Origin of the sequence: Streptomyces sp. BK239 (assembly GCF_004217285.1) — a bacterium.
Classification (GTDB): domain Bacteria; phylum Actinomycetota; class Actinomycetes; order Streptomycetales; family Streptomycetaceae; genus Streptomyces.
Window position 1 is genome coordinate 744,845 of sequence record NZ_SHKS01000001.1, and the last position, 26,549, is coordinate 771,393.

Consider the following 26,549-nt stretch of genomic DNA (forward strand, 5'->3'; position numbering starts at 1 on the left):
AGGCCGCCCCGGGGAAGCCGCGGGACGCGAGGCCGGGTCACGAGGGCGAGGGTCAAGAGAAGGTCAAGGATTCGTTAGTGTGGCGAAGCATCGGAATAGTTGCCCACACATACGGGGTTCACGCTGCACGTATCCCGCGATCTCATCCGCGCATCCCGTCGCCCACCTCAGGCCGGAGGCCCCGCTTCATGACGCACACACCGACCGACCCGCCCCGCCGCCCGGCGAGCGGCGCCCTCGTGCCGGTGCTCGCCTTCGCGGGCATCGTGGTCGCGGTGATGCAGACCCTGCTCGTCCCGGTCATCAAGGACCTGCCGCAACTGCTCGACACCGAACCCAGCGACGCCACCTGGGTGCTCACCTCCACCCTCCTGTCCGGCGCGGTCGCCACACCGATCATGGGCCGCCTCGGCGACCTGTACGGCAAGCGGCGCATGCTCGTCGCCAGCCTCGCCGTGATGGTCGTGGGCGCGCTGGTCAGCGCGGTCACCAGCGAACTGATGACGATGATCGCCGGCCGCACCCTCCAGGGCTTCGCGATGGGCGCGATCCCGCTCGGCATCGGCCTGATGCGCGACATGCTGCCCCGTGAGCGGCTCGGCTCCGCCATGGCCCTGATGAGCTCCTCCATCGGCGTCGGCGGCGGTCTCGCGCTGCCCGCCGCCGCCCTGGTCGCCCAGCACGCCGACTGGCACACCCTGTTCTACGGCGCGGCGGGCCTCGGCGCCCTCGCCATCGCCCTCACCCTGATCGTCGTCCCCGAGTCCCCGGCCCGCGCCGCCGGCTCCTTCGACCTGCCCGGCGCGCTCGGCCTCTCCGCCGGCCTCGTGCTGTTCCTGCTGCCGATCACCAAGGGCAGCGACTGGGGCTGGACCTCCGGCACCACGCTCGGCCTGTTCGCCGCCGCCGCCGTCGTCCTCGTCCTGTGGGGCGTGATGGAACTGCGCCTCGCCGCCCCGCTGGTGGACCTGCGCACCACCGCCCGGCCGGCCGTGCTCTTCACCAACCTCGCCTCGATCATGGTCGGCGTCAGCTTCTACGTCGTCTCCCTCGTCCTGCCGCAGCTGCTCCAGCTGCCGAAGAGCACCGGCTACGGCCTCGGCCAGTCGATGGTCGTCGCCGGCCTGCTGGTCGCCCCGCTCGGCCTGACGATGATGTTCACCGCGCCCGTCTACGCCCGTCTGTCCGCCAAGTACGGCCCCAAGGTCACGCTGATCATCGGCATGCTGATCATCGCGATCGGCTACGGCGCCGGCCTCGGCCTGATGAGCGCCGCCTGGCAGAGCCTCGTCATCGCGGTCGTCCTCGGCGCCGGCATCGGCCTCGCCTACTCCTCACTGCCCGCGCTGATCGTCGGCGCGGTCCCCGCCTCCGAGACCGGCGCGGCCAACGGCCTCAACACGCTCATGCGGTCCATCGGCACGTCGGTGTCCAGCGCCGTCGTCGGCATGGTGCTCGCCAACACCGCGAACACCGTGAACGGCGTCGCGATCCCCACCCTGCACGGCTTCCGAGTCTCCTTCCTGATCGCCACCGCCGCCGTCGCCGTCGGCCTGCTCCTCGCCCTCTTCCTGCCCGGCCGCACCCCGGCCGCCGCCGAGCCGCGACTGCGCGCCGGCAGCGAGGAGGACGCCAACCTGGAGCGCGCCGAGGAGGCCCTGCGCGGCTTCCACGGCCGGGTCCTCGACGCCGGCGGCGCACCGGTCGCCGGCGCCCGGGTCACCCTCATCGACCCGCGCGGCCGCCGCGCCGGCGCGGCCCTGTCCGGCGACGACGGCGGCTACGTCATCGCCGTCCCGGCCCAGGGCGCGTACGTCCTCGCCGCGAAGGCCTCCGGCCACGGTCCCCTCGCCTCCGCGGTGACGCACGGAAAAGACGAGCAGGCCGTGGGTCTGGATCTGTCGCTTCCCGGCGAGACGGTGACCGCTTAGCGCCGCCGAACGAGCCCGCCCGGGCGTTCGGCGGATGCGGGCATCGTCGTGGCTGCTCGCGCAGATTCCCGCGCCACTGCGGCGCTTCCCGCGCACCCCCGGTCCGAACGCCGGCCGGGGGTGCGGCAGCATGGGGCGGCACACGTACGCACGACCGAAGAGGAGCCCCATGACCGCGGCGCCCGAGCCCGAGATCCTGGCCGCGTTCGAGGCCGCGAAGGGCTTCATGCCCGTGGACGAGGGGCTGGCGCTGTACGCGGCGGCCGTGGACGCGGGCGCGCTCGGACTGCCGCTGCTCGAAGTCGGCACATACTGCGGGCGCTCCACCATCCTCCTCGCCGACGCCGCCCGCCGGGCCGGCGTCCCCGCGCTCACCGTCGACCACCACCGCGGCAGCGAGGAGCAGCAGCCCGGCTGGGATTACCACGACCCCGGCACCGTCGACCCCGAACTGGGCCTGATGGACACCCTGCCCGCCTTCCGCCGCACCCTGCACCGGGCCGGCCTGGAGGAGCACGTGGTGGCGCTGGTCGGCCGCTCGCCGCAGATCGCCGCGTTCTGGAACTCGCCCCTGGGCCTCGTCTTCGTCGACGGCGGCCACACCGACGAGCACGCGAACGCCGACTACGACGGCTGGGCCCCGCACGTCGCCGACGGCGGCCTCCTCGTCATCCACGACGTCTTCCCGCACCCGGAGGACGAGTTCACCGGCCAGGCCCCCTACCGCGTCTACCTGCGCGCCCTGGAGTCAGGGGCCTTCACGGAGATCTCCGACACGGGCTCGCTGCGCGTGCTGCGGCGCACGGGCGCGGGGATCTGAACGAACACGGGAACGGCCCCCGCATCCCGGTGGTACGAGGATGCGGGGGCCGTTCGTGCTCACCTGCGCGGTGCCGGACCGGTCCTACTCGCCGGCGCCACGCCTGCGCCTGATCCACACGAGTGCCGCGCCGGCGGCCAGGAGGGCCGCGGCGACCCCGGCGATCGTCAGGACCTGGGTGCCGGTGTCGGCCAGGCTGCCGTCCGTGTCGCCTCCGCCGGTCCCTCCGGTGGGCAGGGGAGTGTGGCCGCCGTTGCCGGACGGGGCCGGCGCCGGGGTGTGGGAGGGGGCCGGCGATCCGGTGGGCTGGTCGGTCGGCTTGCCCGTGGGCTTGCCGGTCGGGCTGGGCGACGGGCCGGGGCCGGGCTTGCCGCCGCCGGGCTGACCGCTGTTGTCGCCGCCCATCACCGTGACGCCGGTCGCCTGGTAGTCGAGGGCCTCATGACGCGAACCCTTGGTGACGGAGGGCAGGTTGGGCTTCTCGGCCTGGAAGCGGGCCTTGCTGACCTTCTCCTGAGGCTGCTGGGTCAGGTCGACGCCGCCGACCGTGTAGACCCAGATCTCGCCGCCGACGGGGATCTCGTACTTGAAGTCGCCCTCGGTGAACGACCGCTTCATCTCCTTCCAGACGGTCATCTTGTCCCAGGCGGCGTTCTTGCCGCGCAGCGGCCAGCGCTTCACCTGGTTGCGGTCGATGATGCCGGCGAAGGAGCCGCCGAACGCCTTCTTGTCCCGGGCGACGGTCTGGCGGACGTACTCGGCGGCGATCCGGGCCTTGTAGACGCGCCGCAGGTCGGCGTACTTGGCGTCCTCGTTGACCTGCCTCTGGACCACCGGAAGGATCGTCCGCCCGTAGACGTCCATGTTGTGGGCGGTCTGCTCCTTGGTCAGGGTGCAGGGCATCCCGCCACCGGGGCCGGGGGTGTTGTACTCCTGTGCGACGCTCTTCACCTCGAGCGGGGCGCTGAGGATGTAGGCGCCGTCGTCCTCGATGCGGACCTCGGCCTTCTTCGGGACGATCCAGTTGCGGGTGGAGCCCATGCAGGGCTTGCCGTCGACCTTCGTGATCCCGTCCCAGAACCGTTTCCCGGCGTCGGTCTTCGGGTCCTCGGCGCGACCGAAGTCCCGCTTCATCTCCATGTCGGCCTCGAGCAGGATCCGGCCGGCGTCGGTCTTGTCGAACGGCGCCTTCATGATCGTGTTCGGGTCGTCCGGGTTGAGGTTGACCCAGAAGTGGTCCGGGGTCAGAGCGAGCCAGGTGAAGAATGCGTCCGAGATGAGCTGGGCCTTCTCCTCGCCTCCGTAGCCGGGTGCGGTCTCCTCGTCGGCGTTCTTCGCGCTGAAGGAGTAGGAGAGGTTCCCGGTCTTCGTCTGCCCGATGTAGGAGATGTCGAGGGTGGAGAAGTCGACGCCGCCGGGGCCGCGCAGGCTGTTGCCGGGCTGCTGGATCAGGCCCCGGGCCCGTTCGATCTGACGGCGGGCGTCCTCGGGGGTGGGCGCGGACCGGCGGGCCATGTCGCCGCCGGAGCCGAAGGAGGGCCGGTTCGGGTCCGGCGTCATCAACTGGTTGCTGTTGGGGGTGTACTTGCCGACGGTGAACCGCGGGTTCGGTGTGGCGGCGTGCCGGTAGTGCTGCACGCCGGCGGCCCGGTACTTCTCGACCGTCTTCGCGTCGGGCTCCTGCCCGTTGATGTAGACGACCCTCCAGCCCCGGCGGACGAGCTCGGCGTCGATCTTCAACTGCCGGGCGTCGTAGCCGATCCCGGACTTGATCTCGTAGACGGTCCGGGTGCGCTGGTTGACCGCGTCGAAGACCCGGCCGTCCTTCATCACGTCCTTGCCGAGGGTCCGCTCGAGGTCCTTGTACAGGTTCGGGTTGAGGTCGCGGAGGTTCTTCTGGCAGATCCAGTCCACGCCGCCGAGGTCGAAGTACTTCACCACCTCGGACTCGAAGGCGTTGCCGCGCTTGTTGTTGCCCTCGTTGCGGGAGTAGACGTTGTTCAGCCACTCGTTGAAGGTGCCCGCGTAGGGCTTGGCGCCCGCCTGGTTCTGCCGCCAGGTCGTGACGGCGTTCTCGGGCGTCCCCCACGCGTACTTCTTCGGGTCGTTCCCGTCCGGCAGGTCGATCAGACCCGGGTCGGTGAGCGCCTCGAAGCCCTTGGCGAGGTGGTCGTAGCCGTAGAAGCGGTCCTCGGCGTTCGGCGTCTTCCACTGGTTGGCACCGGCGGGTCTGTAGCCGGGCAGCTTGTACGCCGGCGGCGGCGTCGCGCTCGTGCCGTACTTGTCCATGCAGCGGCCCAGCATCGGTTTCGGCGGTGCGGCGTCGGCGCTGTCGCGGACGCCGGGCAGCGGACCGGCGACCAGTACGGTCGCACCGATCGCGACGATCGCCGCCCGCATCCTGAACCAGCCGCGTACGCGTATCGCAGAATGCATGTGTCTGTCCCTCGTGGGGGCGGATCTGAACCCCTGTGCGCAGGGCGAGGGTAGGCAACCGGGCGGTGCACGGCCCCCGTTGACGCCACCGCCTGCCCGGCACCCTAGCGGCTGACGACCCGTCGAACACAGGAGTTGCACAGGCAAGCCGTGCAACGAACACGCATCGATGAAACCCACTTGGCCCCGCCGCGGGTCCGCGGCCTAGGCTTGCCGGCCATGACCGCCGACGCGCACCCGCCCGCTCACGAGCCGCTCCTCGAACGGTGGCTGGACGATCTGCAGGTGCTGGCCGCACGGCTCCGACAGGTGCATCTCCCGGGCGACTTCCCCTTCGACTACACGCCGGCCTCGCTGGCCGAGCTCGAACACGAACTGCTCGACGAGGACCCCGACGACGGCTTCCGCCGGGCCGCGACGGCCTACCTCGGGGAAGTCCTGATGGACGTGTGCGGCGGCCGGTGGGACGTCGACCCCGACACGGGAGGCGAGGACGGCGAACCCCTGGTCCGCCCCGATCCCGCGCTCGGTCTGCCCCCGCTGTCCGTCGGCGTCCTCATCGACGTCGCTCTCGCCGAACGCTCCGGCGAGGTGTTCACCCGTGAGCGGGAACGACTCGCCGACGCCGTGTCCGGCCTGCGCCGCAGCGCCCCCGGCTGGGAGCCGGCCAAGGAACGCTCCCCCCTGGACCCGATCGGCCCCCAGCCCGTGGACGACTGGCTCCGGCGGTGGCTCACCGACCGGCAGGCCGCCCACCCCGACTGGGTGCGGCAGCTGTCCGGGGCCGGGGAGACGAGGGAGTGGGACTTCTCCCCGGCCGACCTGGACGCCCTGGAGCGGCAGGTGCGCGGCCGGTACCGCACCCTCGCCGACTTCGACGCGGACCGGGAGGGGCCGTTCCTCCAGGGCGCCGTCTGGTACCTGGGACAGGTCATCTGCCTGCACCACGACAGCACTTGGGTGCACTGGGCGATCGAGCCAGACGCCCCGCGCGGCAGCCACCATCACGCCGACAACCCCTGGTCCGGCATCCCCTTCACCCACCAGCCCCACAGGCGCCAGGCCCACCCGTGCGACCCCCTCGACATGCTGCGCGGCCTCGTCCGCTACGGCACCGCTCACCGCCTGGCGGCTCTCGTCGCCGAGGTCCAGGGCGCGTGACTCAGAGCCAGCCCTGTCGACGTGCCTCCCGCATCGCCTCCATGCGGTTGCGGGTGCCCGTCTTGCCGATGGCCGAGGAGAGGTAGTTGCGGACCGTGGACTCCGACAGGTGCAGCCCGGCCGCGATGTCGGCCACGGTCGCGCCGTCCACGCAGGCCTTGAGGACGTCGCACTCGCGGCCCGTCAGCGGACTGGGCCCGGCGCTGAGCGCGGCGGCGGCCAGCGCCGGGTCGACGACCGTCTCGCCGGTGAGCACCCGGCGGATCGCCGCCGCCAGCTCCTCCACCGGCCCGTCCTTGACCAGGAACCCGGCGGCCCCCGCCTCCATGGCCCGGCGCAGATAGCCGGGCCGGCCGAAGGTGGTCAGGATCAGCACCCGGCAGTCGGGAGCCTGCGCGCGCAGTTCGGCGGCGGCGTCCAAGCCGCTCATGCCCGGCAGTTCGATGTCGAGGAGCGCGACGTCCGGACGGTGGACGAGGGCCGCGTCCACGATCGCGTCCCCGGCACCCACCTGCGCCACGACCTCGATGTCCGGCTCCAGCCCCAGCAGCAGGGCCAGTGCCCCGCGCAGCATTCCCTGGTCCTCCGCCAGCAGCACCCGGATCGACTTGCCGGGGCGGTGGTCACGGGGCATCTCGTTCACGGGCCAAGCGTAGGACCGCCCGCCGGGCACGGCACCGGTCATGGCACCCGTCGCCCGGATCTCCGGCAGGCCGACGGGTGGAGTCACGGTGTGGCCGGGGAGGGTGCCAGGAGCCTGTCCGGCGCGTGGGCGGAGGGCTCCGCCGGGGTATCCAGCGGAAGTTCCGCCGTGATCGTGAAACCGCCGTGGGGGCCGGGTTCGGCGGTCAGCGAGCCGCCGGCCGACGCGAGGCGCTCACGCAGGCCGATGAGACCGTTGCCGCCCCGACGCTCGCAGGGTTCGCCCGCGACCGCCGTACGGTCCGTGCGCGGGCCGTGGTTCGCGCCCGTGTCGCAGTCCGCACGCGCGCCGCGGTCCATGGCCGCGACGGTCTCCGTGCCGTTGTCCGTGATCGTCAGGCGGGCCCGCTCCGGGGTGCCCGACACGGTGATCTCGCAGGCGGTGGCGTCGCTGTGGCGGACCACGTTGGTGGTCGCCTCGCGCACCACCCAGCCCAGCAGGGCCGCCGTCTGCGGCGCGAGCGCCGGGCCCGACCGTGTCACCGTCGGCTCCACGCCCGCCGCCGTCAGTGCCGAACGGGCCCGGTCCAGCTCGGTGGCGAGACTGCCCTCGCGGTAGCCGGTGACCGCCTCGCGGATCTCGGTCAGCGCCTGGCGGCCGACCGACTCGATGTCGGTGATCTGGAGGAGGGCCGCGTCCATGGCCGTCGGGGCCAGCCGCCGGGCCGCCTCCGACTTCACCACGATCACCGACAGGGTGTGCCCGAGCAGGTCGTGCAGATCACGCGAGAAGCGCAGCCGCTCCTCCTCCACCGCCCGCCGGGCCAGTGCCTCCCGGGCGGCGCGCAGATCCCGCACGGCCTCGGACAGGGACAGGATCGCGGCGGTCACCATCGTCGAGATCCAGGTCGCGTACGCCGTGTCCAGGCCGCTCCAGCCCTGGTGGAGGTAGGACACCACCCCCGCGAGGACGGTCACGGCGATGCCCGCGACCCGTAGGGGCCCGCCCCTCAGGGCGGCGCCGGCGGCGAGCCCGAGCAGAGGGAAGAACAGCAGCCAGTTGCCGCCGTAGGCGCCGGCCAGACCGCAGGTCACCGCCGCCATCGCCCCCAGGGCCACCCGTGTGCGGACGGCCTCGCGGTGCGGCTTGGAGAAGGAGCGCACGGCGACGTAGATGTAGAGGGAGTTGAACGCCAGCAGCCCCAGGCTGCCGATCCAGGGGTCCGGGGTGTCGCCCTGGAAGAGGTTGGAGAAGGCGCCCATCCCCAGCAGCAGCCACGGCAGCAGGGAGAAGGCGCCTGGCGGCGGGCCGTCCGGGGACTCCCGCGCCTCCCGTGCCGAGGTGCGCCACGCGTGCCACCCGCACGTGACCGAATGCCGCAGCGTGCCTCGCGTCCGCTTCATGACTTCGTCCCCCTTCGCCGGGCCGTCCCCGCGCTGTCCGTCGTCCGGTTCCCGACGCTACGGCCGCGGGGGCCCGGTCCGGCAGGGGCGGGCGTACCGAACCCGGCGGGACAAATGTCATCGGTTCCGGGATCGCGAGGCGGAGCGGCGCGGTGTGTCAGAGCGATATCTGACGTGCCGTCAGGAGTCTTCACAAGTGCGGGGGCCTCGGTTATACAGAGGACGCCGCACTGGAACGCGTTCCAGAACGGGCGGGTTCCGCGGCCCCATGACGACCTCGGTGCGGCCGACGGTGCGGACGGCCGTATCGGGGTCTTACGCCGCCCGGTCAGGAGCCCCATGCCCATCGACGCAGCCAAAGCCCTCGCCGCCGACCCCCGGTCCGGCGAGATCTCCTGGGACCGCAAGGACGTCCTGCTCTACCACCTCGGCATCGGCGCGGGCGTCCCCGCCACCGACCCCGACGAGCTGCGCTACACCCTGGAGTCCAGGCTGCACGTCCTGCCGAGCTTCGCCACCGTCGCCGGCTCCGGCGCGCCCGGCGTGATCAGCTCACTCTCCCTGCCCGGCATCGACGTCGACCTCGCCCGCGTCCTGCACGGCGGCCAGACCCTCACCCTGCACCGGCCGCTGCCCGCCGAGGGGACCGCGACCGCCACCGGCCGGATCGCCGCCGTGTACGACAAGGGCAAGGCCGCCGTCCTCGTCATGCGCACCGAAGTCGCCGACGCGGACGGCCCGTTGTGGACCAACGACGCCCAGATCTTCGTCCGCGGCGAGGGCGGCTGGGGCGGCGACCGCGGCCCCTCCGCCCGGCTCGACCCGCCCGCCGGCCCGCCCGACAGGACCGTCGAACGCCGGGTGCGCGAGGACCAGGCCCTGCTGTACCGCCTCTCCGGGGACTGGAACCCCCTGCACGCCGACCCCGAGTTCGCGAAGCTCGCCGGCTTCGAGCGGCCCATCCTGCACGGGCTGTGCACCTACGGGATCACCCTCAAGGCGGTCGTCGACACCCTGCTCGACGGGGACGTGACCCGGGTCCGGACGTACACCACGCGCTTCGCCGGGGTCGTCCACCCCGGGGAGACCCTGAGGGTGCGGATGTGGCGCGTCGCCGCCGCGCCGGGCGGCGCCGTACGGGTCGCCGTGAGCGCCGTCGAACGGGACGACGCGCCTGTCCTCGCCGACACCGTCGTAGAACACCTCTGAACCCGCCCGGGGAAGGCCTCCGCGGCCGCCGGCCCTGCCCCGGAACCCGTTTGACCCCGTCCACAACGAAGCCGTCGAGGGGAGCCGCGCCATGCGCGCAGCGGTACTGCACGAGATCGGCCAGGACAAGCTGGAGGTCCTCGACGACGTCGAGGCGGTGGGCTTCGGCCCCGGCAGGGTCAGGATCCGGGTGCGCGCCACCGGGCTGTGCCACTCCGACCTGTCCGCCATGAGCGGGGTGCTGCCGCAGCCCGCGCCGTTCGTGCCCGGCCACGAGGGCGCGGGCGAGGTCCTGGAGGTCGGCGAGGGCGTCACCCGGGTGAAGCCCGGCGACCGGGTGGTGGTGTGCTGGCTGCCGGCCTGCGGCGCCTGCCCCGCCTGCAAGCGGGGCCAGACCGAACTGTGCCTGGCCGGGTTCATGAACGCGGGAACACCCAACTTCCGCCGGGCCGACGGCCGTTCGGACGTCTTCGGCTTCGCGGGCACCGGCACCTTCGCCGAGGAGGTCGTGGTCGACGCCGGCTGCGCCGTCCCCATCCCCGACGACGTGCCCTTCGACATCGCCGCGCTCATCGGGTGCGGAGTGACCACCGGGCTCGGCGCGGCGCTCAACACCGCCGACGTCGAAGCCGGTTCGTCCGTCGCCGTCATCGGCTGCGGAGGCGTGGGGGTGTCCGCGATCCAGGGCGCCCGGCTCAAGGGCGCCGCCGAGATCGTCGCCGTCGACCCGGTCGCCGCCCGCCGCGAGGCGGCGCTCACGTTCGGCGCCACCCGCGCCGTTTCACCCGAGGAACTCGGCGACGCCAGGCAACAGGTCACCGGCGGCGAGGGCTTCGACTACGTCTTCGAGGTCGTCGGCCGCTCCGCCACCGCCCGCACCGCCTACGAGACCACCCGGCGCGGCGGCACCCTCGTCGTGGTCGGCGCCGGCGCCATGGACGACTTTCTCCAACTCAACATGTTCGAGCTGTTCTTCGACGAGAAGCGCATCCTGCCCTCGATGTACGGCGGCGGCGACGTGCTGCGCTCCTACGAGCGGACCGTCGCCCTGTGGCGGGCCGGCCGGATCGACCTCGAGGGTCTGATCACGCACCGCGTACCCCTCGCGGAGATCAACGAGGCGCTCGACCAGATGCGCACCGGGGCCGCCCTGCGCACCTGCATCGAGATCTGAGAGCGGGCGGGTCATGTCTCTTCCGCTCGAAGGGCTCTCGGCGATCGTCACCGGCGCCGGACGCGGCCTCGGCCGGGCCGAGGCGCTCGAACTGGCCCGGCTGGGCGCGGCCGTCGTCGTCAACGACTACGGAAGGCCCGGCCGCGACGGCTCCGGCGAGGCGTCGACCGGCCCCGCCGAGGAGGTCGCGGCGCAGATCCGCGCGGCCGGCGGGACGGCGCTCGCCCACGCCGGGGACGTCTCCGACTTCCGCGTCGCCCGCGAACTGGTCGAGGCCGCGATCGACGCCTACGGCAAGCTGGACGTCGTCGTCAACAACGCGGGCATCCTGCGCGACCGCATGGTCTTCTCCATGACGGAGGAGGAGTGGGACTCGGTGATCCGGGTCCATCTCAAAGGGCACTTCAACACCACCCGCTTCGCCGCCGCCCACTGGCGCGCACGGTCCAAGGCGGCCGACGGACCCGTCCACGGGCGGATCGTGAACACCTCGTCGGAGGCGTTCCTCGCGGGCTCCGCCGGACAGCCCAACTACGCTGCGGCGAAAGGCGGGATCGTCGGGCTGACGACGTCCACCGCCCTCGCCCTCGCCAAGTACGGCGTCACCGCCAACGTCATCTGCCCGCGCGCCCGCACCCGGATGACCGAGGACGTCTTCGCCGGGCTCGGCCGCCCGGAGGAAGGGCTCGACCCGCTCGCCCCCGAGCATGTCGCCCCGCTCGTCGGCTACTTGGCCTCGCCCGCCGCGGGCCGGATCAACGGGCAGCTGCTCGTCGTGCACGGCGGGATGGTCGCCGTCGTCGAACGGCCACGGGTGCGGGCGAAGTTCGACAGCAAGCAGGAGGCGTTCAGCTACGAGGAGCTGGACGCGGTGCTCGGCGCGCACTACGCGGAGCAGGCGGACGGCGAGACCTTCGCGGCGGCGGAGGTGCTGGGGCTGCGCCGGGGACAGGAGTAGCCAGGCTCGGGCCCGGCCGGTGGACCCGGTGGACATACGCAGGGGCCCCCTCCGTCTCGGTGACGGACGGGGCCCCTCGGTGTGCCTCAGGCAGCCGTGTCGGCCTTCTCCTCGGCCGGCTTGCGGTGCCGGCCGCGCGGAGAGGTCCCGCCCTCGTGGGACGAGACCTGGCCCCGGTGCCGGCCGTGACCGGCGGACCTGGAGGCGTCTGCGGACAGCGGCTCCTGCGGCTGCCGCGGCTGCGTGGTGCTTGCGTCGCTCATCGGAAGAGTTCACCCCGTCAAAACATGATCCTTCTTACAGCCGGGCGAGTGTATCCGGAGCCCGGCGGGGTGGATCCAGCCGACCACGCCACCGCTGCTAGTTCGTTACAAGGCGGTCCAACGGGGCCTGTTGGAGCGGCACCGGGCGGGGGACGGCGGGCTCGGTGGGGGTGAGACATGAAGAGGGTGCGGGAGTCGAGGAGAGTACGGAGAGCGTCGGCGTGAAGGCCGCCGCCGGCGGAGCCTGGTGCGGGGTCTCCTGGGCCGGCGGGGTCAGCAGCGCCACCCCGCAGGGTTCCGCCGCCGTCGCGTACGGCAGGCGCAGCACACCGTCCTCCGTCCACAGCCCGGCGCCCGCCAGCCAGCCGTCCGGCGCGGCGAGCCGGTGCAGCCGACGGTCCTCGGGACGCCACACCCCGACCCAGCCGCCGTACGGCCCGTCGACGTGCAGGGCGACCGCGCAGCTCTCCGGGCTCAGGACCTGGCCCGGCTGGATCGCGAACGGCGTCACCCGGAAGTCGGGCAGCCGCAGCGACTCCGGGAAGCGCACCGGCAGCGCGCTGCCCAGCACCCCCCAGCCCAGGCGGGCCACGCCGGGGGAGGCCGCGTCCGAGCTGACGAGCAGCAGCCCGCTGTCGGGGGCCGCGAGCAGGACGCGGTCGTCGCTGTCGGGCGCGATCTGCAGCAGCGGCGACACCTCGCCGCCGCGCGCCAGGTCCACCACGATCGCCTTCGTACGGCCGTCGGCCCTGCGGTCCAGCGCCAGCATGCGGCCGGTGCGGTCCAGCCAGACGCCGCCCGTGCAGCGGCCGTCGATCTCGGCGACCCGCTCCGGGCCGAAGGCCCCGCCCGCCACCAGCCACAGCGCCGTCGTCCGCCGGCCCACGGCGAGGGCGTACGCGCGCCCGCCGCAGGGCGCCGGCGGCAGCAGGCGCAGGCTGCCGCCGTCCGGGCACTCCACGGCGCCCAGCGGCAACTCGCCCGTGCCGGGGCCGGTCGGGTACAGCAGGGAGAAGACGTGCCGTCCCTGGAACCGGCGGTGGATGAGGACCCGGCCGTCGGCGAGCGGCTGTACCCGCGTGCCGGGCTCCTCCGGCTGGTTGCCCGGCAGCGGCACGGCGTACGGCTCGGGGCCGTCCAGCGTCCAGCGCTCCGGGAACCAGCACGCGGGGTCGCCGCCGGGGGCACGGGCCAGGCGGGCCGCGTAGGCGCCGTCCGCCGTGATCACGCAGTCCGCGTGCGGCGGGGGGTCGTCGTCGTCCTCGGTCTCGGCGGCGGGTTCGATGGCACAGACCGTCATTGTTCGGTCACCTCCGGCGACGAAGCTAGTTTTCGTACGCGGGGGTGGGGGATCGGCGGACGGGGGCTTCGCTCGTAAGAGTGGCGCAGAACCGATTCTCCTCCGGCGGTTGAACGGCGTGTGCGTGCGGGGGCCGCGGTTTCCCGCCCACCCACCCGACCGACTCGGTCGGTCAAGCGGTCCCCCCACGGGGCTGCGCCCCGGACACCGCCGAGCCGGCCCCCCGTGTCGAACGAGCCCCCGAGCAACCGTGCGGTACGGGCGTCCGAACGGCCAGGTAGCCTTTTCCCGTGCCGCTGCCTCGTCTGTCCGATGTGATCGCCGCCCTCGAGAATCTGTGGCCCGCCGAGCGGGCCGAGTCCTGGGACGCGGTCGGAACCGTCGTGGGTGAGCCGGGGCAGGAGGTCGGCCGGGTCCTCTTCGCCGTCGACCCCGTCCAGGACGTCGTCGACGAGGCCGTGAGGCTGGGCGCCGACCTGCTGGTCACGCACCACCCGCTCTACCTGCGCGGCACCACCACCGTCGCGGCCTCCACCTTCAAGGGCCGCGTCGTGCACACCCTCATCAAGAACGACATCGCCCTGCACGTCGCCCACACCAACGCCGACACCGCCGACCCCGGCGTCAGCGACGCCCTCGCCGGCGCGCTCGGCCTGCGCGTCGTACGGCCCCTCGTCCCCGACCGCGCCGACCCCGACGGGCGGCGCGGCCTCGGCCGGATCTGCGAGCTCGACCACCCGCTCACCGTCGGCGAACTCGCCGCCCGCGCCGCCGAACGGCTGCCCGCCACCGCGCAGGGCATCCGCGTGGCCGGCGACCCGGACGCCGTCGTACGCACCGTCGCCGTCAGCGGAGGCTCCGGCGACAGCCTCTTCGACCACGTCCGCGCCGCCGGCGTCGACGCCTTCCTCACCGCGGACCTGCGCCACCACCCGACGTCCGAGGCCCGCGCCCACAGTCCTCTCGCGCTGCTCGACGCGGCGCACTGGGCCACCGAATGGCCCTGGTGCGAGCTGGCCGCCGCCCAGCTCGACGAGATCTCCGACCGGAACGGATGGGGCCTCAGAGTCCACGTCTCCCGCACGGTCACCGACCCCTGGACCGCCCACGCGGCGTCCACCGCCACCGAATCCCTGGGAGCCCCCAACTGAACGCCGCGCCCGCCGACCAGATCCGACTCCTCGACGTCCAGTCCCTCGACGTCCGCCTCCAGCAGCTCGCCCACCGCCGCAAGTCGCTGCCCGAGCACGCCGAGATCGAGTCGCTGACCAAGGACCTCACGCAGCTGCGCGACCTCCTGGTGGCCGCGCAGACCGAGGAGAGCGACACCGCACGCGAGCAGACCAAGGCCGAGCAGGACGTCGACCAGGTGCGCCAGCGCGCCGCCCGCGACCAGCAGCGGCTGGACTCCGGCGCGGTCACCTCCCCGAAGGACCTGGAGAACCTCCAGAAGGAGATCGTCTCCCTCGCCAAGCGCCAGGGCGACCTGGAGGACGTCGTCCTGGAGGTCATGGAGCGCCGCGAGGCCGCGCAGGAGCGCGTCGCCGAACTGACCGAGCGGGTCGGCTCCGTGCAGGCGAAGATCGACGACGCGAACAGTCGCCGCGACGCCGCCTGCCAGGAGATCGACGGCGAGGCCGCCACCGTCACCAAGGACCGCGAGGTCGTCGCCGGCTCGGTCCCCGCCGACCTGCTCAAGCTCTACGACAAGCTGCGCGCCCAGCAGGGCGGCATCGGCGCGGCCAAGCTGTACCAGCGCACCTGCCAGGGCTGCCGCCAGGAGCTGTCGATCACGGACGTCAACGAGATCCGCAAGGCCGCCCCGGACACCGTCGTACGGTGCGAGAACTGCGGCCGCATCCTGGTGCGGACCTCCGAGTCCGGCCTGTAGCCGTGGGCGCGCGGGAGTTCGTCGTCGAGGCGGACGGCGGTTCCCGGGGCAACCCGGGGCCCGCCGGCTACGGCAGCGTGGTCGTCGACGCGGCGACGGGGGAGACCCTCGTCGAACGGGCCGAGTACATCGGTGTCGCCACCAACAACGTGGCCGAGTACCGGGGCCTGCTGTCCGGACTGCGCGCCGCCCGCGAACTCGACCCGGACGCGGTGGTCCGGGTGCGGATGGACTCCAAGCTCGTCGTCGAGCAGATGTCGGGCCGCTGGAAGATCAAGCACCCCGACATGAAGCCGCTGGCGACGGAGGCGGCCCGGGTCTTCCCACCCGGCCAGGTCACCTACGAGTGGATCCCGCGCGAGCACAACAAACACGCGGACCGTCTGGCCAACGAGGCGATGGACGCGGGTAAGCGGGGGGAGCGGTGGGAAGCCGGGCCTCTCCACCCCGGATCAGCTCGGGCCGACGCCCGGGCGGCCCGAGCTGTGGCGACCCCGGCGAAGCCCGACGTCGCCGCGTGGGCCGGGCCCGAGGCCGCCGGCCTCGACACTGCTGAGGTCGCCTCAACGGGGGCCGGTGTCGGTGCTACCGCCAAGGGCTCCGCCGGTGGCTTGGCCGGTGGTTCTGCCAGTCGCTCCGCCGGTGCCTCCGGCGCAGCCGACGCAGGCCGTCCCGCGGCTGCCGCGGCCCCGGCGGGTGCCGGCGGCCCCGCCACGTCCGCCCCGGCAGGTACCGGCGCGTCCGTCGAGGGCTCGCCTCCGGCAGGTACGGACGCCACCGCCGAGGCCACGACCACGCCCGCCGCCACCACCGCCTCGACCACGCCCGGCACACGCGCCCCCTCTGCCTCCTCCTCCACCCCGCAGCCCTCCGTCGGCTGGGGTTCCGCTCCTGATCTCGGGGCTCCGGCCACCCTCGTCCTGCTGCGGCACGGCGAGACCCCGCTCACCCCGCAGAAGCGGTTCTCCGGGAGCGGCGGCAGCGATCCCTCCCTCTCCGCCGTGGGCCGGGAGCAGGCCGAGCGGGTCGCCGCGGCCCTCGCCCGGCGCGGGACGATCCAGCACATCGTCGCCTCCCCGCTGGCCCGGACCAGGGAGACCGCCGACGCGGTCGCGGCCCGCCTAGGCCTGGAGGTCACCGTCGAGGACGGCCTGCGCGAGACCGACTTCGGCGCGTGGGAGGGGCTGACCTTCGGCGAGGTCCGCGAGCGCCACCCCGAGGACCTCACCAGGTGGCTCGCCGACCCCGAGGCCGAACCCACCGGCGGCGGCGAGAGCTTCGCGGCCACCGCCACCCGGATCGCGGCCACCCGCGACAAGCTGGTCGCGGCCTACGCGGGCCGCACGGTCCTGCTGGTCACCCACGTGACACCGATCAAGACGTTCGTACGGCTCGCCCTGGGCGCCCCGCCCGAGTCCCTGTTCCGTATGGAACTGTCGGCGGCCTCCCTCTCGGCGGTGGCGTACTACGCCGACGGCAACGCCAGCGTCCGACTGCTCAACGACACGTCCCACCTGCGCACGTAGGGAAGACGGCGGGCCCGTCTCAGTGGATCTCCTCCACCAGGACGTCCAACGTCCACGCCGCCCCCGCCCGCGTCGGCGCCTTCTCCTCCACCGTGTAGCCGAGGTCGCGCAGCGCCACCACCAGCTCGGCAGGGTCCTTGGGCGCCGACCCCGTCGTCAGCAGGCTGCGGACGATCCGCCCCTTCGTCGCCTTGTTGAAGTGGCTGACGACCTTCCGGGTCGGAGCGTGCAGCACCCGCACGCTCGCCGTCCGCGCCGCGACCTCGCCCTTCGGCTTCCACGCCGCCGCGTAGGCCGCCGACCGCAGGTCCAGCACCAGCCCGTCCCCGGCCGCCTCCGGCAGCACGGCCGCCATCGGCGTACGCCAGTACGCGCCCAGCGCCCCGAGCCCCGGCAGCTTCACGCCCATCGAGCAGCGGTACGAGGGGATGCGGTCCGTCACCCGCACCGCCCCCCACAGGCCCGAGAACACCAGCAGCGACCTGGCCGCCCGCCGCTTCGCGGCCGTGTCCAGCGAGGCCAGGTCCAGGGCGTCGTAGAGAACGCCCGTGTAGATCTCCCCGGCCGGACGCGCACCCGCCGTACGCAGCTCGACGTTCTTCGCGACCTCGCCGCGCAGCCCCTCGCTCAGCCCGAGCACCTCGCGCGCCTTCTCCTCGTCCCCGGCACACAGCTCGACCAGCTCGGTCAGGACGGCCTCACGCGCGTCGGCGAGCCCCGGCAGGGCCAGAGCCTGCGGCTTCAGCGGCGCGCCACGACCGGAGGCGGCCTTACCTTCGGACGGGGGCAGCAGGACGAGCACGAGCGTTTCTCCTTCGGTCAGGCTCCACGGCCAGGTCCAGTCAGCCTCCACGGCCGAGCCTCCGAGCCAGCGTACGGGGTCCCCCCGAGCCCCCTCATCCCCTCCCGGACGTCCCGTACGAGCGCCCCCGGATCGTCGGCGTGCAGGCGCACCACACTCACCTCCCGCCGGCGCCCGAGGAAGCCGACGTGGGAAACCGGCTCGGTCAGCTCCAGCGTGACCGAGGTCATCGAGCCCACCGGCAGGTTCAGCTCGCGCGAGGAGCCCCCGGCGGGCTCGTGAGTGGTGCGCGACTCGTGCCGTACGGCGGCGATCCGCTCCAGCGGGACCGTCAGATCGACGTGGACGGCATGACGTACGCGCAGACGGTCGCCGTGCAGGACGTGCGGGCGCACCCGCCAGGCCGCGTACAGGCCGATGACGACGAACACGGTGTACAGGTCCAGGACCAGCACCACCGTGTGCACGGTGGGCCACGCGCGCAGCAGCAACGACATGGCGACCGTCTCGACCCCGCACACGAACGCGAGCGCCGCCGTCACCGCGCCCTGCCCCCGCGCGTACCCGAACGCCCGGCCGTCCCCGACCCCGTGCACCCGCCGGGCCGCCCAGAGCCACAGACTCACCAGCAGCCGCATCTCGTGCCGCACGAGCGCGGAGGCCGCCGCCCTCAAGGCCGGCCGTCCCGCGCGAGGAGGCGCAGTGCCCGGCGGATCGCCTCCGCCTGGGCGGGGGTGAAGTCTGCGTACAGGGCGCGCAGGAAGACGTGGTCCTGGTCGACGTCCGCGGTCTGCGGGAGCAGCTCCCGAGGGGTGCACTCGGCGAGCCGGCGGGCGGCCGCCTCCACGCGGGGGTCGTCGGGATCGGCGTCGGCGAGCGCGTCGAGCAGCGCGTACGCCTCGTGGGCGCGGGCCACCGCCTCCGGGCACGCCACCACCGCGCCCACCGCCGCCATCAGCCGCTCCCGCTCCTCGGGAGCCGCGGCCGTATCGATCAGCGCGAGCACCTCGCGGTCCCGGGCGGCCATGGGGGAGTCGGAGGCGGGTATCCCGGCGAACAGCGCGGCCAGCTCGGGCGAGACCGGCCCCTCGGGGGGCAGCTCCTCCGCCTCGAGCAAGGCCCGCAGCCGCTCCCGCCGTTGACGCAGGGCCGACTCCTGCCGGGCCAGGTCCTCGTCCAGCTCGGTGAGCACCTCGACGAGGTCCTTGCCCGCGTCGTCCGCGAGCACGTCCCGCACCTCGGCGAGTCCCAGCCCCAGCTCGGTCAGCCGCCGGATCCGGGCGAGGGTCACGGCGTGCCGGAGGGTGTAGTCCCGGTACCCGTTGGCACGCCGGCCGGGCTCGGGCAGCAGCCCCAGATGGTGGTAGTGCCGGACGGTCCGCGTGGTGACGCCGACGGCCTCGGCGAGTTCTCCGATCCGCATGCCACCAGTACAGACGTTGACGTCGCGGCAGGGTCAAGCGCCGGTCTCCCGTCGGCGGAGGCGATCCTGTGCCACGATCGAGGGAACGGTTTCCGATCCTGCGGACAGGTGATCCGGCGATGTCCCAGTCTGGCGAGCGACCGAAGGAGGGGCGTGACATGACGGCCATGGCCCACGAGCCGCTCACGCAGGAAGAAGTCCTGCTGGAGGGCTTCCTCGCCCTGGACACCCCGGAAGGTTTCCGGGCGGAACTCGTCGAGGGGGAGATCGTTGTGACGCCGCCGCCGGACGGGGATCACGAGGATTACATCGGGCTCATCGTGAGCCAGGTGATCAAGCGGTCCACGATCGACATGCAGTTCTCCGGGAACAAGGGGCTGAAGCTGGGGAAGGCGGACGGATGCCCGCAGGATCATGTGATCCCGGACGGCACCTTCGCCCCACAGGCACTGCGGCTGTACCGGGGCGCAGACCCCTGGATGCCCAGCCAGGGCGTCGCCATGGTGCTGGAGGTGACATCCACCAGGCCGCGGGCCGACCGTGAGGTCAAGCGCCGGTGCTACGCGCGCGCCGGCATCCCCCTCTTCCTGCTCGTCGACCGGGAGACCTCGGAGGTCACGCTTCTCAGCGACCCGAAGCAGGACGACTACCGTCAGCGCTGCACGCTGCCTTTCGGCAAGCCGCTCGCGCTCCCCGAGCCCTTCGCCTTCGACCTGGACACGTCCGACTTCCTCTGAGAGCCCGGTACCATGGTCGACACGGCAGACGAGCCGGGCGGACGGCCGCGTGAGGCCCCTCAGGGGGCTTCCCGAGGAACGTCCGGGCTCCACAGGGCAGGGTGGTGGCTAACGGCCACCCGGGGTGACCCGCGGGACAGTGCCACAGAAAACAGACCGCCCGGCGCTCAGGCGCCGGGTAAGGGTGAAACGGTGGTGTAAGAGACCACCAGTGCCCAGGGTGACCTGGGCAGCTAGGTAAACCCCACCCGGAGCAAGGTCAAAAGGAAACACCCCGGTGTTTCTGCGCGGACGTTCGAGGGCTGCCCGCCCGAGTCCGCGGGTAGACCGCACGAGGCCGGTGGCAACACCGGCCCTAGATGGATGGCCGTCTCCCCGGCCGCCGCGAGGCAGCCGGGCGACAGAACCCGGCGTACAGCCCGACTCGTCTGCCGCCACTCGCGGCTTCGTTCATTTTTGCCGGCTGATCGCTGACTGTCCTGAGACATGCATCCGCGAGGTGATCACGTTCCCGCACGACAACATCGTCGCCGAGATCGTAGGCCGACACCCCGCCCGGCGCCCCCTCAAGTCTGCGGGTCCACCGACCGCAGCAGTTCCAACAAGCCCTGTGCGGGGAGCAGTTGTTCGTCGGTGATGGGATCGGGGCTGAAGTGCATCAGGCCGTTGCGGAAGTTCCGGCATTCCTCCAGCGCCGTCAGGAAGTGCTCCTGGTCGATGGCCCACCCCAGCGCGGCCCAGTTCTCCGCAAGTTTGAGCAGATGTCCGTACGCCCCAAAGGTCAGGTTGGCGGCGGAGTTCACCCGTGAGGCGCGCCCTCGGGGGACGACGGCCCTGATGCGGTCGAGCGGGATGCACCGGTCGACCACGCGGCGCAGGCGCTGCTCGATCTCCTCCACGAGGACGAAGGGCCGTACGCGCGTGCCGAACTGCACCGTCAGATCGGAGGCTGTGATCAGACCGCAGACCTTGTGGTCGTGGTCGCGGACAAGGACGTACCCGGACTGCTGGACGGTCCCGATCCAGGCGAGCAGATCGTCGGAGCGGTCCGCTTCCTGCCCGCGTACGGTGGCTGCCTTGAGATCGGCGGCGGGATCGGCCATGCGCGCCCGGCCGATCGACTCCCAGCTGACCACTCCGCGCAGACGCCCGTCCGGGTCGAGGACGGGGAGCTGGCTGTAGCCGCGCAGCACCATGATCGTCATGGCGGTGCCGAGGCTGTCGCCGACACGGACGGACTCGGGCATGCGGTTCGCCGAGTCGAGGTTGCTCACCCGGTACGCGATGGTGTCGGTCTCGGCCTCCTCGTCCGGCAGGAGCCCCGCGGCGTGCGCGGCGTTGCGGACGGCGGCCGACGGGTCGGTACTGCCGGAGAGCCTGGTCACCGCGCTCGCGCCCGACTCGTCCGGCTCGGCGCCTCCCGCCAGCACGGCGATCTGGCTGTCCAGAGTGCCCTCGGTGAACGGCGGGATGGTGACCAGCCCCCGTGCCGCCAGGTCGTTCTTGATCTGTTCGGTGACCGCCGGGTAGCGCCGCTGGGCGCCCCAGACGGCGAGGAAGTCCCGGATGGACAGGGTGAGCGGCTGGTCGGCACTCCGGCCGCGGACCTCCTCGTACAGTTTCGCGGGCTCGGTGAGTGTGGCGGCGAACTCGTCGGCGTCCGGGCGCCCCGGATCGGGCTTGCCCTCGGCGAGGGCGGCCACGCGCTCGGCCGCTCCGAACCGGCTGAGCTCGAAGACGGTGAGGAGGGAGCCCATGCTGTCCAGGAGGTCGGACTGGATGGTCTGCCGGTCGATGTCGGTGGCCAGCCAGTCCACGCGGCGGACGTGCCGGTGCCCGTCCGGGGCGTCCGCTCGATACTCGTAGTCACCGGTCACCCGGCCGATGGCCACGAGCCATGACTTGAGGGGGAGAACCACCAGATCGCCGCGCTGCATCTCGTGGGCGAAGCGGTACAGCTGACCGGTCCAGTTGCCGATCGTGTACGGGCCCTCGTCGGGATAGGCGGCGGCCAGGGCGGCTCTGATGCTCTCACGGGTGGCAGTGGCGGAGAGATCGCCCATGCTGAGCCTGTCCCACCCGGTGAGGAGAAGGCCTTCATCCAGAGCGGCCCGTTCCCGCTCTCCCTGCTCGCCCGCCCGCACCACCCAGGCCCGCATGCCGTGCCTCCCCGTGAGTATTTTCCCGAGCACCGTGCGCACACGATGCGTGATCAGGTGTGAGCGACCTTATAGCAGTGTGCTCAACTACCTTCAGAAAGAGGTTACTTGACCTGTTTGGCGTGCTAGTTCGAACTATCGGTGCACGTCCGGGAGTGGCCCGTAAACTGATCGAGAAAGGTGTGGCCGGTGTGCCGGCCGGGACGAGAACACGGGGGTTCGAGAGCGCCGATGAAGCCGTTGGACACCGATGTCGACCCGCGTGTGGTGGGGCCGTTCGAACTGCTGGCCCGCCTCGGCGAGGGAGGCATGGGCGTCGCCTATCTGGCGCGCACGATCCCTCTGGACGGTCTCGCGGACGAGCTGGTCGCGGCCTACAACCTGATGGAGCCCGATGGCGATGCGGCCGATGAGTCGCGGCTCGTCGTGGTCAAAATGATCCAGCCGGACCTGCTGGACGGCGATCCGCAGTACCGGGCACGGTTCGGCATGGAGATCGATGCCGTCCGAGCCGTGGTGAGCGGCCGGGTGCCGGCGCTGATCGCGTTCGAGGAGGATCCGGCCGCTGAACGGCCGTGGTTCGCGATGGACTACGTCGCAGGCCCCTCTCTGCACACCATGGTCAAGGAGTCGGGCACCTTCGGCATCGGCCCGTACGCGGCACTCGGCCTCGGCCTCGTGGAGGCGCTGCAGGCGATCCACGGTGCAAGGCTGCTGCACCGCGACCTCAAGCCCAGCAACGTGGTCCTCGGCCCCTATGGGCCGGTGGTGCTGGACTTCGGGCTTGCCGTTCTGTCCGAGCGACAGTCCAGCGCAGCACTGACCCGGACCGGCGACCGTATGGGCACGCGCCCGTACATGCCCGTCGAACAGCTCAGGGACACCAAGCACGTCAAGGAACCCGCCGACGTCTACGCACTCGGCGCCACTCTGTTCTTCGCTCTGACGGGCAGGCCGCCGTATCCCGTCATGCCGCTGACCTCGCCGCCGAAGTGGGACGGTGTGGACACCGCCTACCTGCCGCTGCTCGCCCAGATACTCGTCGCGAACCCGCTGCAGCGCCCGGATCTCGAGGCGGTGAGGGAGAGCCTGCTCACCTTGCTCGCGGACGCGGACCTGACACCGGTACTCGCGGCGGAGCAACTCGGCGCCCTCGTCGAGTCCGCGGCCCTGACCCCGCAGCTCCCCCTCGACGCTCTCGCCGACCCCGTTGGTCCGGGGGTCCGGGAGTTGGCTCGCCAGGCGATCGACGCCGACCTGCCCGACGTGGACCCGGGGTTCTACGGCATCGTCGACACGGAAGAGATCGAGTTCGCGGTGGACGGTGCCGAGCCCGCCCCGGCACCGCCGACCCCCCGGCCGGCCACCGAGCCGGCCCCACAGCCAATCCCACCGCCGGCCCCACAGCCGGTCCCTACGAGCTACCCCCTCGCGCCCCCACATCCTCGTCGGGAGCCGCAGCCCACCGCCCCGCCGGCACCCCCAAGAGCCGCGCAGAAGGTCGCAGCCGACCTGCGCAGGCGCTACGCGCACCGAGGAAACCTGTAGACAAGGGCAGGCTCCACCCCCGGCGATACCCTCGACACCGCCCCGCACAACTCGGAAGGACCCTCCATGCCCGCACCCGACGGCCCCCCGCCCCCCGGCACCGTCATCGAGGTGCGGGACGAGGAATGGATGGTCCGCAACAGCAAGCAGCTACGCCCCGGCGAATACCTGATCGAAGCCGTCGGCGCCTCAGACCTGGTCCGGGGCCAGCGTGCCCGCTTCCTCGCCCCCACCATGGACGAGCCCCGCATCCTGCGGCCCGAGGACACCAGACTCGTTTCCGACAGCTCTCCCCACTTCCGCCGCAGTCGCCTCTTCGTGGAGGCGGTCCTGCGCAAGACCCCTCTGCCCCAGCGGGAACGGCGCCTGGCGCTGACCGACGGCTTTCTCCTCGACCGCATGGACTACCAGCTGAGGCCCGCCGCGAAAGCCCTGGCGAACCCGCTGCGCCCTCGCCTCCTGATCGGTGACGTCGTGGGTCTCGGCAAGACCCTGGAGATCGGTGTTCTGCTCGGCGAGCTGATCCGGCGCGGCCGGGGCGAGCGCATCCTCGTCGTGACACCCGCGCCCGTCCTCGAACAGTTCCAGCACGAGATGTGGACGCGCTTCTCCCTGCCGCTGGTCCGGCTGGACAGCGCCGGCATCGCCCGGATCGAGCGGAAGATCCCGGCCGGCCGCAACCCGTTCACGTACTACAAGCGCGTGATCATTTCCATGGACACGCTGAAGAACCCCAAGCGATACCGCCCGTGGCTGGAGCACCTCCACTGGGACGCCGTGGTCATCGACGAGTCCCACAACCTCATCAACCAAGGCAGTGACCGCCGCGCCCTTGCCGACCTGCTGGCCGAACGCACCGACGCGTTGATCCTGGCGAGCGCGACCCCGCACAACGGCAACATGCCCGCCTTCACCGGCCTGATCCGCCTCCTCGACCCCATGGCGGTCAAGGACCCGAACAACCCGAAGGCGGCGGAGCTGGAACACCTGATGTTGCGCCGGACCAAGGTCAGCGCCGAGGTGGCGGCCCAGCTCAAGGACCACTGGGCACCGCGCGGCGGCTCGCACCCCGTGCCCTGTCAGGCGGGCGACCTGGAGGAGCAGGTCTTCCAGGAACTGGCCGAACACTGGCTCACGAGGCCCGACCAGCGGGCCGACAAACGAGCGGGGACTGAGGACCACCTCTTCCCGTACGTCCTGCTCAAGTCCTTCCTGTCCTCGCACCGCGCGATGTTCGCCACGGTCCGGCAGCGGCTCGCGAAGACCGGACACGAGCTTCCCCCTCGGCACAAGATCACGGACGAGCCGCCCTCCGTTCGGACGACCACCCCCGAGGGCGCCTCCCTCCTGCGGCTTATGGAGCTGGCCCGCGCGATCGAGCGTGCAGCCGCCGGGGATGACGGACTCACCGTCACGTCCAAGCTGGCGGGCCTGGTCGAGGAGCTGGGCCGGATCGGTGTGAAGGCGGGCAGCCCCGTCCGCGCCGTCGTCTTCTCCGAGCGCCGCGAAACCCTCGACTGGCTCGGTGCGGTCCTCCCGCCGCTGCTCGGCTGGAAGGACGAGGACGACGCCAGGGCCGCCGTGAAGGTCATGTACAGCGGCGCCGGCATCTCCGACAAGGTGCAGCAGGAGTACGTCGACGAGTTCGCCCGCGCGGGCAGCGACGTACGGCTGCTGCTGACAGGCGACGGCGCCTCCGAGGGCGTCAACCTGCACCGCCAGTGCCATCATCTCATCCACTGGGACCTGCCCTGGAGTCTGATCAGGGTCGAGCAGCGCAACGGCCGCATCGACCGGTACGGGCAGACCAGGCCACCGGAGTTCCGCGCGCTGGTTCTCCGGTCGGCCGTCGAGGGCGCACTGGACGACACGGACATCGCCGAGAAAGTGCTCGCCCGTGAGGAGAAGGTGCACGCCATCCTCGGCGCCGTGGAGGCGGCGACGAAGGAGAACGACGGGGCACTGGAGGAGAAGCGCGTGATGGAGGCGCTCTTCAAGGGGGAGGCCCCCGACCGGGCCGTGGACGACCTCCAGTCCGTGTCCCTGGATTCCCTGGACGGCGGCGGGCTCGACATCGCCCAGCAACTGAACGCCGAGTTCGGCGCGGACGGCGACCCGTACGACGACTCGGACTTCAGCGGCGGTTTCTTCGACGACGACTTCAAGGCGGACGCGGGGTTCGAGTTCGACGAGACTCCGGAAGCCTCCGCGACGGCGCAGGCCGTCGGGACCCCGGCGGCCGACTCCGAGGCTCATGCCCCCCTCCATGTGGTCGAGGAGCTGCGCCTGTTCACGGACCGCCGGGACTATGTCCTCGCGGGCCTGGAGGAGTTGGCGGACCTGGAGGCTTTCCGGCTGGACACCACCGTCAGCGGTACCGACCTCAGCTTCGACACCCCCGAGGACCTCGCCGACCGCCTCGACGTCCTGCCCACCGGATACCTGCGCGATCACGGCATCACCAGCCGCATGAAGCTCACCTTCAGCCGGGAGGACGCCGCCGACTCCCTGCGCCGGGCCCGGGAGGACGCCGACTCCGCGTCACTTTGGCCGGACGCGCACTATGTGGGTGAGCTGCACCCCGTCCTTGAGTGGATCACCGACAAGGTCCTGGTCCAGCTCGGCCGCCAGCAGGCGCCCGTGATCCAGGTGGACCGCGCCCGCGTACCTGAGCCGGTCTTTCTCACCCAGGGCGTGTGGTCCAACAAGGACGGCCGCCCGACGGTCGTGGCCTGGCTGGCCGTCGACCGCCTCGGGAGGCCCGGGGAGGCACCCCGGGTACGGGAACTGACCCGCCCGCTCCTCGCCGACCTCGGTCTGGGGCCGAACATGCCGGACCACTTCGCGCAGGGCGATCCGGCAGCACTCCAGCAGCTCGTGCCGGAGGCCGTGCTCGCCACACGCAGTGAGATGGGTCGCCGCAGGACCGAGGTGGAGGAGCACATCAACCGTCCGCTGCGCGACTACGAGAAGAAGGTCGGCCACTGGCTGGAACAGCCGCTGCCCGGCTTCACCGGCGGACGCACCGCCCGCGAGAAGGCCGCCGAGAACCTGGAGGCGGCGGCGGACAGGCTGCGCACGACCGGTGCCCCGATGGTGCGGGTCCTGGCGGTTCTGGAGCCGAGCTCATGACCGCCGTCACCACATCCACTACTGGTCCCACGT

21 protein-coding genes and 1 other RNA gene are annotated in these 26,549 nt (G+C 72.2%); 13 read left to right on the forward strand and 9 right to left on the reverse strand.

The genetic code is table 11. From position 1 onward, the window contains the following. Positions 1 to 188 precede the first annotated feature (188 nt). Both EV567_RS03265 and EV567_RS03270 read left to right on the forward strand, forming a co-directional pair. Complete coding sequence (locus EV567_RS03265) at positions 189 to 1,931, forward strand: MFS transporter (RefSeq protein ID WP_130437027.1); 1,743 nt, start codon at positions 189 to 191, stop codon at positions 1,929 to 1,931. Between the two features lie 169 nt (positions 1,932 to 2,100). Beyond that, positions 2,101 to 2,751, forward strand: a complete 651-nt coding sequence (locus EV567_RS03270) for a class I SAM-dependent methyltransferase (RefSeq protein ID WP_165430293.1) — start codon at positions 2,101 to 2,103, stop codon at positions 2,749 to 2,751. Positions 2,752 to 2,835: 84 nt separating this feature from the next. Here the strand turns inward: EV567_RS03270 and EV567_RS03275 are convergent, their stop codons facing one another. Continuing rightward, positions 2,836 to 5,187 (reverse strand): LPXTG cell wall anchor domain-containing protein, encoded by a 2,352-nt coding sequence (locus EV567_RS03275; RefSeq protein WP_130437029.1) that lies wholly within the window; start codon positions 5,185 to 5,187, stop codon positions 2,836 to 2,838. A gap of 219 nt (positions 5,188 to 5,406) precedes the next feature. On the opposite strand from EV567_RS03275, the gene EV567_RS03280 reads away from it, so the two are divergent. After that, entirely contained in the window at positions 5,407 to 6,348 is a 942-nt protein-coding gene (locus tag EV567_RS03280) for a hypothetical protein (RefSeq protein WP_130437030.1), read from the forward strand. Position 6,349: 1 nt separating this feature from the next. Here the strand turns inward: EV567_RS03280 and EV567_RS03285 are convergent, their stop codons facing one another. Further along, positions 6,350 to 6,982 carry a response regulator transcription factor gene (locus EV567_RS03285; RefSeq protein WP_130437554.1) on the reverse strand — a complete coding sequence of 211 codons (633 nt, stop codon included), beginning with the start codon at positions 6,980 to 6,982 and terminating at the stop codon, positions 6,350 to 6,352. A 92-nt stretch (positions 6,983 to 7,074) separates the two neighbouring features. After that, entirely contained in the window at positions 7,075 to 8,394 is a 1,320-nt protein-coding gene (locus tag EV567_RS03290; protein ID WP_130437031.1) for a sensor histidine kinase, read from the reverse strand. 339 nt (positions 8,395 to 8,733) lie between these two features. Between EV567_RS03290 and EV567_RS03295 the strand changes: the two genes are divergently transcribed. From EV567_RS03295 to EV567_RS03305, 3 genes are all read left to right on the forward strand, one after another. Further along, entirely contained in the window at positions 8,734 to 9,603 is an 870-nt protein-coding gene (locus tag EV567_RS03295; RefSeq protein WP_130437032.1) for a MaoC/PaaZ C-terminal domain-containing protein, read from the forward strand. Positions 9,604 to 9,694: 91 nt separating this feature from the next. Then, positions 9,695 to 10,777, forward strand: a complete 1,083-nt coding sequence (locus EV567_RS03300) for a Zn-dependent alcohol dehydrogenase (RefSeq protein WP_130437033.1) — start codon at positions 9,695 to 9,697, stop codon at positions 10,775 to 10,777. 13 nt (positions 10,778 to 10,790) lie between these two features. Continuing rightward, a complete protein-coding gene (locus tag EV567_RS03305) occupies positions 10,791 to 11,735 on the forward strand; it encodes a 3-oxoacyl-ACP reductase (protein WP_130437034.1) in 945 nt (314 codons plus the stop codon). Between the two features lie 86 nt (positions 11,736 to 11,821). Here EV567_RS03305 and EV567_RS27755 read toward each other — a convergent pair whose 3' ends face one another. Together EV567_RS27755 and EV567_RS03310 are read right to left on the reverse strand one after the other, a co-directional pair. After that, entirely contained in the window at positions 11,822 to 11,998 is a 177-nt protein-coding gene (locus EV567_RS27755; RefSeq protein WP_165430294.1) for a hypothetical protein, read from the reverse strand. Between the two features lie 97 nt (positions 11,999 to 12,095). Then, positions 12,096 to 13,298, reverse strand: a complete 1,203-nt coding sequence (locus EV567_RS03310; RefSeq protein ID WP_130437035.1) for a hypothetical protein — start codon at positions 13,296 to 13,298, stop codon at positions 12,096 to 12,098. A 296-nt stretch (positions 13,299 to 13,594) separates the two neighbouring features. Here EV567_RS03310 and EV567_RS03315 point away from each other — a divergent pair, with 296 nt between their 5' ends. Genes EV567_RS03315 through EV567_RS03325 form a run of 3 tightly spaced genes read left to right on the forward strand, consistent with a single transcriptional unit; the run spans position 13,595 to position 16,715 of the window. Further along, on the forward strand, positions 13,595 to 14,449 hold the full coding sequence (locus EV567_RS03315) for a Nif3-like dinuclear metal center hexameric protein (protein WP_130437555.1): 855 nt from the start codon (positions 13,595 to 13,597) through the stop codon (positions 14,447 to 14,449). Then, positions 14,446 to 15,189, forward strand: a complete 744-nt coding sequence (locus EV567_RS03320; RefSeq protein ID WP_207228687.1) for a zinc ribbon domain-containing protein — start codon at positions 14,446 to 14,448, stop codon at positions 15,187 to 15,189. Before EV567_RS03315 ends, EV567_RS03320 begins: the two co-directional genes overlap by 4 nt. Positions 15,190 to 15,191: 2 nt before the next feature. Then, the gene (locus EV567_RS03325; RefSeq protein WP_130437037.1) at positions 15,192 to 16,715 is read left to right on the forward strand and encodes a bifunctional RNase H/acid phosphatase; all 1,524 of its coding nucleotides are present in this window, start codon (positions 15,192 to 15,194) and stop codon (positions 16,713 to 16,715) included. A 19-nt stretch (positions 16,716 to 16,734) separates the two neighbouring features. Here the strand turns inward: EV567_RS03325 and yaaA are convergent, their stop codons facing one another. From yaaA to EV567_RS03340, 3 genes are read right to left on the reverse strand one after another with little or no spacing between them, the layout of a single operon-like run. Beyond that, complete coding sequence (yaaA, locus tag EV567_RS03330) at positions 16,735 to 17,517, reverse strand: peroxide stress protein YaaA (protein WP_130437038.1); 783 nt, start codon at positions 17,515 to 17,517, stop codon at positions 16,735 to 16,737. Positions 17,518 to 17,534: 17 nt separating this feature from the next. Beyond that, positions 17,535 to 18,155, reverse strand: a complete 621-nt coding sequence (locus EV567_RS03335; RefSeq protein WP_242620687.1) for a hypothetical protein — start codon at positions 18,153 to 18,155, stop codon at positions 17,535 to 17,537. A 32-nt stretch (positions 18,156 to 18,187) separates the two neighbouring features. Then, on the reverse strand, positions 18,188 to 18,940 hold the full coding sequence (locus EV567_RS03340) for a MerR family transcriptional regulator (RefSeq protein WP_130437039.1): 753 nt from the start codon (positions 18,938 to 18,940) through the stop codon (positions 18,188 to 18,190). Positions 18,941 to 19,098: 158 nt separating this feature from the next. Between EV567_RS03340 and EV567_RS03345 the strand changes: the two genes are divergently transcribed. Further along, on the forward strand, positions 19,099 to 19,677 hold the full coding sequence (locus tag EV567_RS03345; protein ID WP_130437040.1) for a Uma2 family endonuclease: 579 nt from the start codon (positions 19,099 to 19,101) through the stop codon (positions 19,675 to 19,677). A 29-nt stretch (positions 19,678 to 19,706) separates the two neighbouring features. Next, positions 19,707 to 20,108, forward strand: an RNA gene (rnpB, locus tag EV567_RS03350) — RNase P RNA component class A. Between the two features lie 135 nt (positions 20,109 to 20,243). Here rnpB and EV567_RS03355 read toward each other — a convergent pair. After that, positions 20,244 to 21,836 carry a CBS domain-containing protein gene (locus tag EV567_RS03355; RefSeq protein ID WP_130437041.1) on the reverse strand — a complete coding sequence of 531 codons (1,593 nt, stop codon included), beginning with the start codon at positions 21,834 to 21,836 and terminating at the stop codon, positions 20,244 to 20,246. A gap of 231 nt (positions 21,837 to 22,067) precedes the next feature. Here EV567_RS03355 and EV567_RS03360 point away from each other — a divergent pair, with 231 nt between their 5' ends. Both EV567_RS03360 and EV567_RS03365 read left to right on the forward strand, forming a co-directional pair. After that, complete coding sequence (locus tag EV567_RS03360) at positions 22,068 to 23,384, forward strand: serine/threonine-protein kinase (protein ID WP_130437042.1); 1,317 nt, start codon at positions 22,068 to 22,070, stop codon at positions 23,382 to 23,384. Positions 23,385 to 23,450: 66 nt separating this feature from the next. After that, positions 23,451 to 26,516 (forward strand): DEAD/DEAH box helicase, encoded by a 3,066-nt coding sequence (locus EV567_RS03365; protein WP_130437043.1) that lies wholly within the window; start codon positions 23,451 to 23,453, stop codon positions 26,514 to 26,516. The last annotated feature ends 33 nt before the right edge of the window (positions 26,517 to 26,549 follow it).

Coding starts and splice junctions, on each gene's coding strand:
- EV567_RS03265 (WP_130437027.1), top strand. CDS start 189: ATGACGCACACACCGACCGACCCGCCCCGCCGCCCGGCGAGCGGCGCC.
- EV567_RS03270 (WP_165430293.1), top strand. CDS start 2,101: ATGACCGCGGCGCCCGAGCCCGAGATCCTGGCCGCGTTCGAGGCCGCG.
- EV567_RS03275 (WP_130437029.1), bottom strand. CDS start 5,187: ATGCATTCTGCGATACGCGTACGCGGCTGGTTCAGGATGCGGGCGGCG.
- EV567_RS03280 (WP_130437030.1), top strand. CDS start 5,407: ATGACCGCCGACGCGCACCCGCCCGCTCACGAGCCGCTCCTCGAACGG.
- EV567_RS03285 (WP_130437554.1), bottom strand. CDS start 6,982: ATGCCCCGTGACCACCGCCCCGGCAAGTCGATCCGGGTGCTGCTGGCG.
- EV567_RS03290 (WP_130437031.1), bottom strand. CDS start 8,394: ATGAAGCGGACGCGAGGCACGCTGCGGCATTCGGTCACGTGCGGGTGG.
- EV567_RS03295 (WP_130437032.1), top strand. CDS start 8,734: ATGCCCATCGACGCAGCCAAAGCCCTCGCCGCCGACCCCCGGTCCGGC.
- EV567_RS03300 (WP_130437033.1), top strand. CDS start 9,695: ATGCGCGCAGCGGTACTGCACGAGATCGGCCAGGACAAGCTGGAGGTC.
- EV567_RS03305 (WP_130437034.1), top strand. CDS start 10,791: ATGTCTCTTCCGCTCGAAGGGCTCTCGGCGATCGTCACCGGCGCCGGA.
- EV567_RS27755 (WP_165430294.1), bottom strand. CDS start 11,998: ATGAGCGACGCAAGCACCACGCAGCCGCGGCAGCCGCAGGAGCCGCTG.
- EV567_RS03310 (WP_130437035.1), bottom strand. CDS start 13,298: ATGACGGTCTGTGCCATCGAACCCGCCGCCGAGACCGAGGACGACGAC.
- EV567_RS03335 (WP_242620687.1), bottom strand. CDS start 18,155: ATGCGGCTGCTGGTGAGTCTGTGGCTCTGGGCGGCCCGGCGGGTGCAC.
- EV567_RS03340 (WP_130437039.1), bottom strand. CDS start 18,940: ATGCGGATCGGAGAACTCGCCGAGGCCGTCGGCGTCACCACGCGGACC.
- EV567_RS03345 (WP_130437040.1), top strand. CDS start 19,099: ATGACGGCCATGGCCCACGAGCCGCTCACGCAGGAAGAAGTCCTGCTG.
- EV567_RS03355 (WP_130437041.1), bottom strand. CDS start 21,836: ATGCGGGCCTGGGTGGTGCGGGCGGGCGAGCAGGGAGAGCGGGAACGG.
- EV567_RS03360 (WP_130437042.1), top strand. CDS start 22,068: ATGAAGCCGTTGGACACCGATGTCGACCCGCGTGTGGTGGGGCCGTTC.
- EV567_RS03365 (WP_130437043.1), top strand. CDS start 23,451: ATGCCCGCACCCGACGGCCCCCCGCCCCCCGGCACCGTCATCGAGGTG.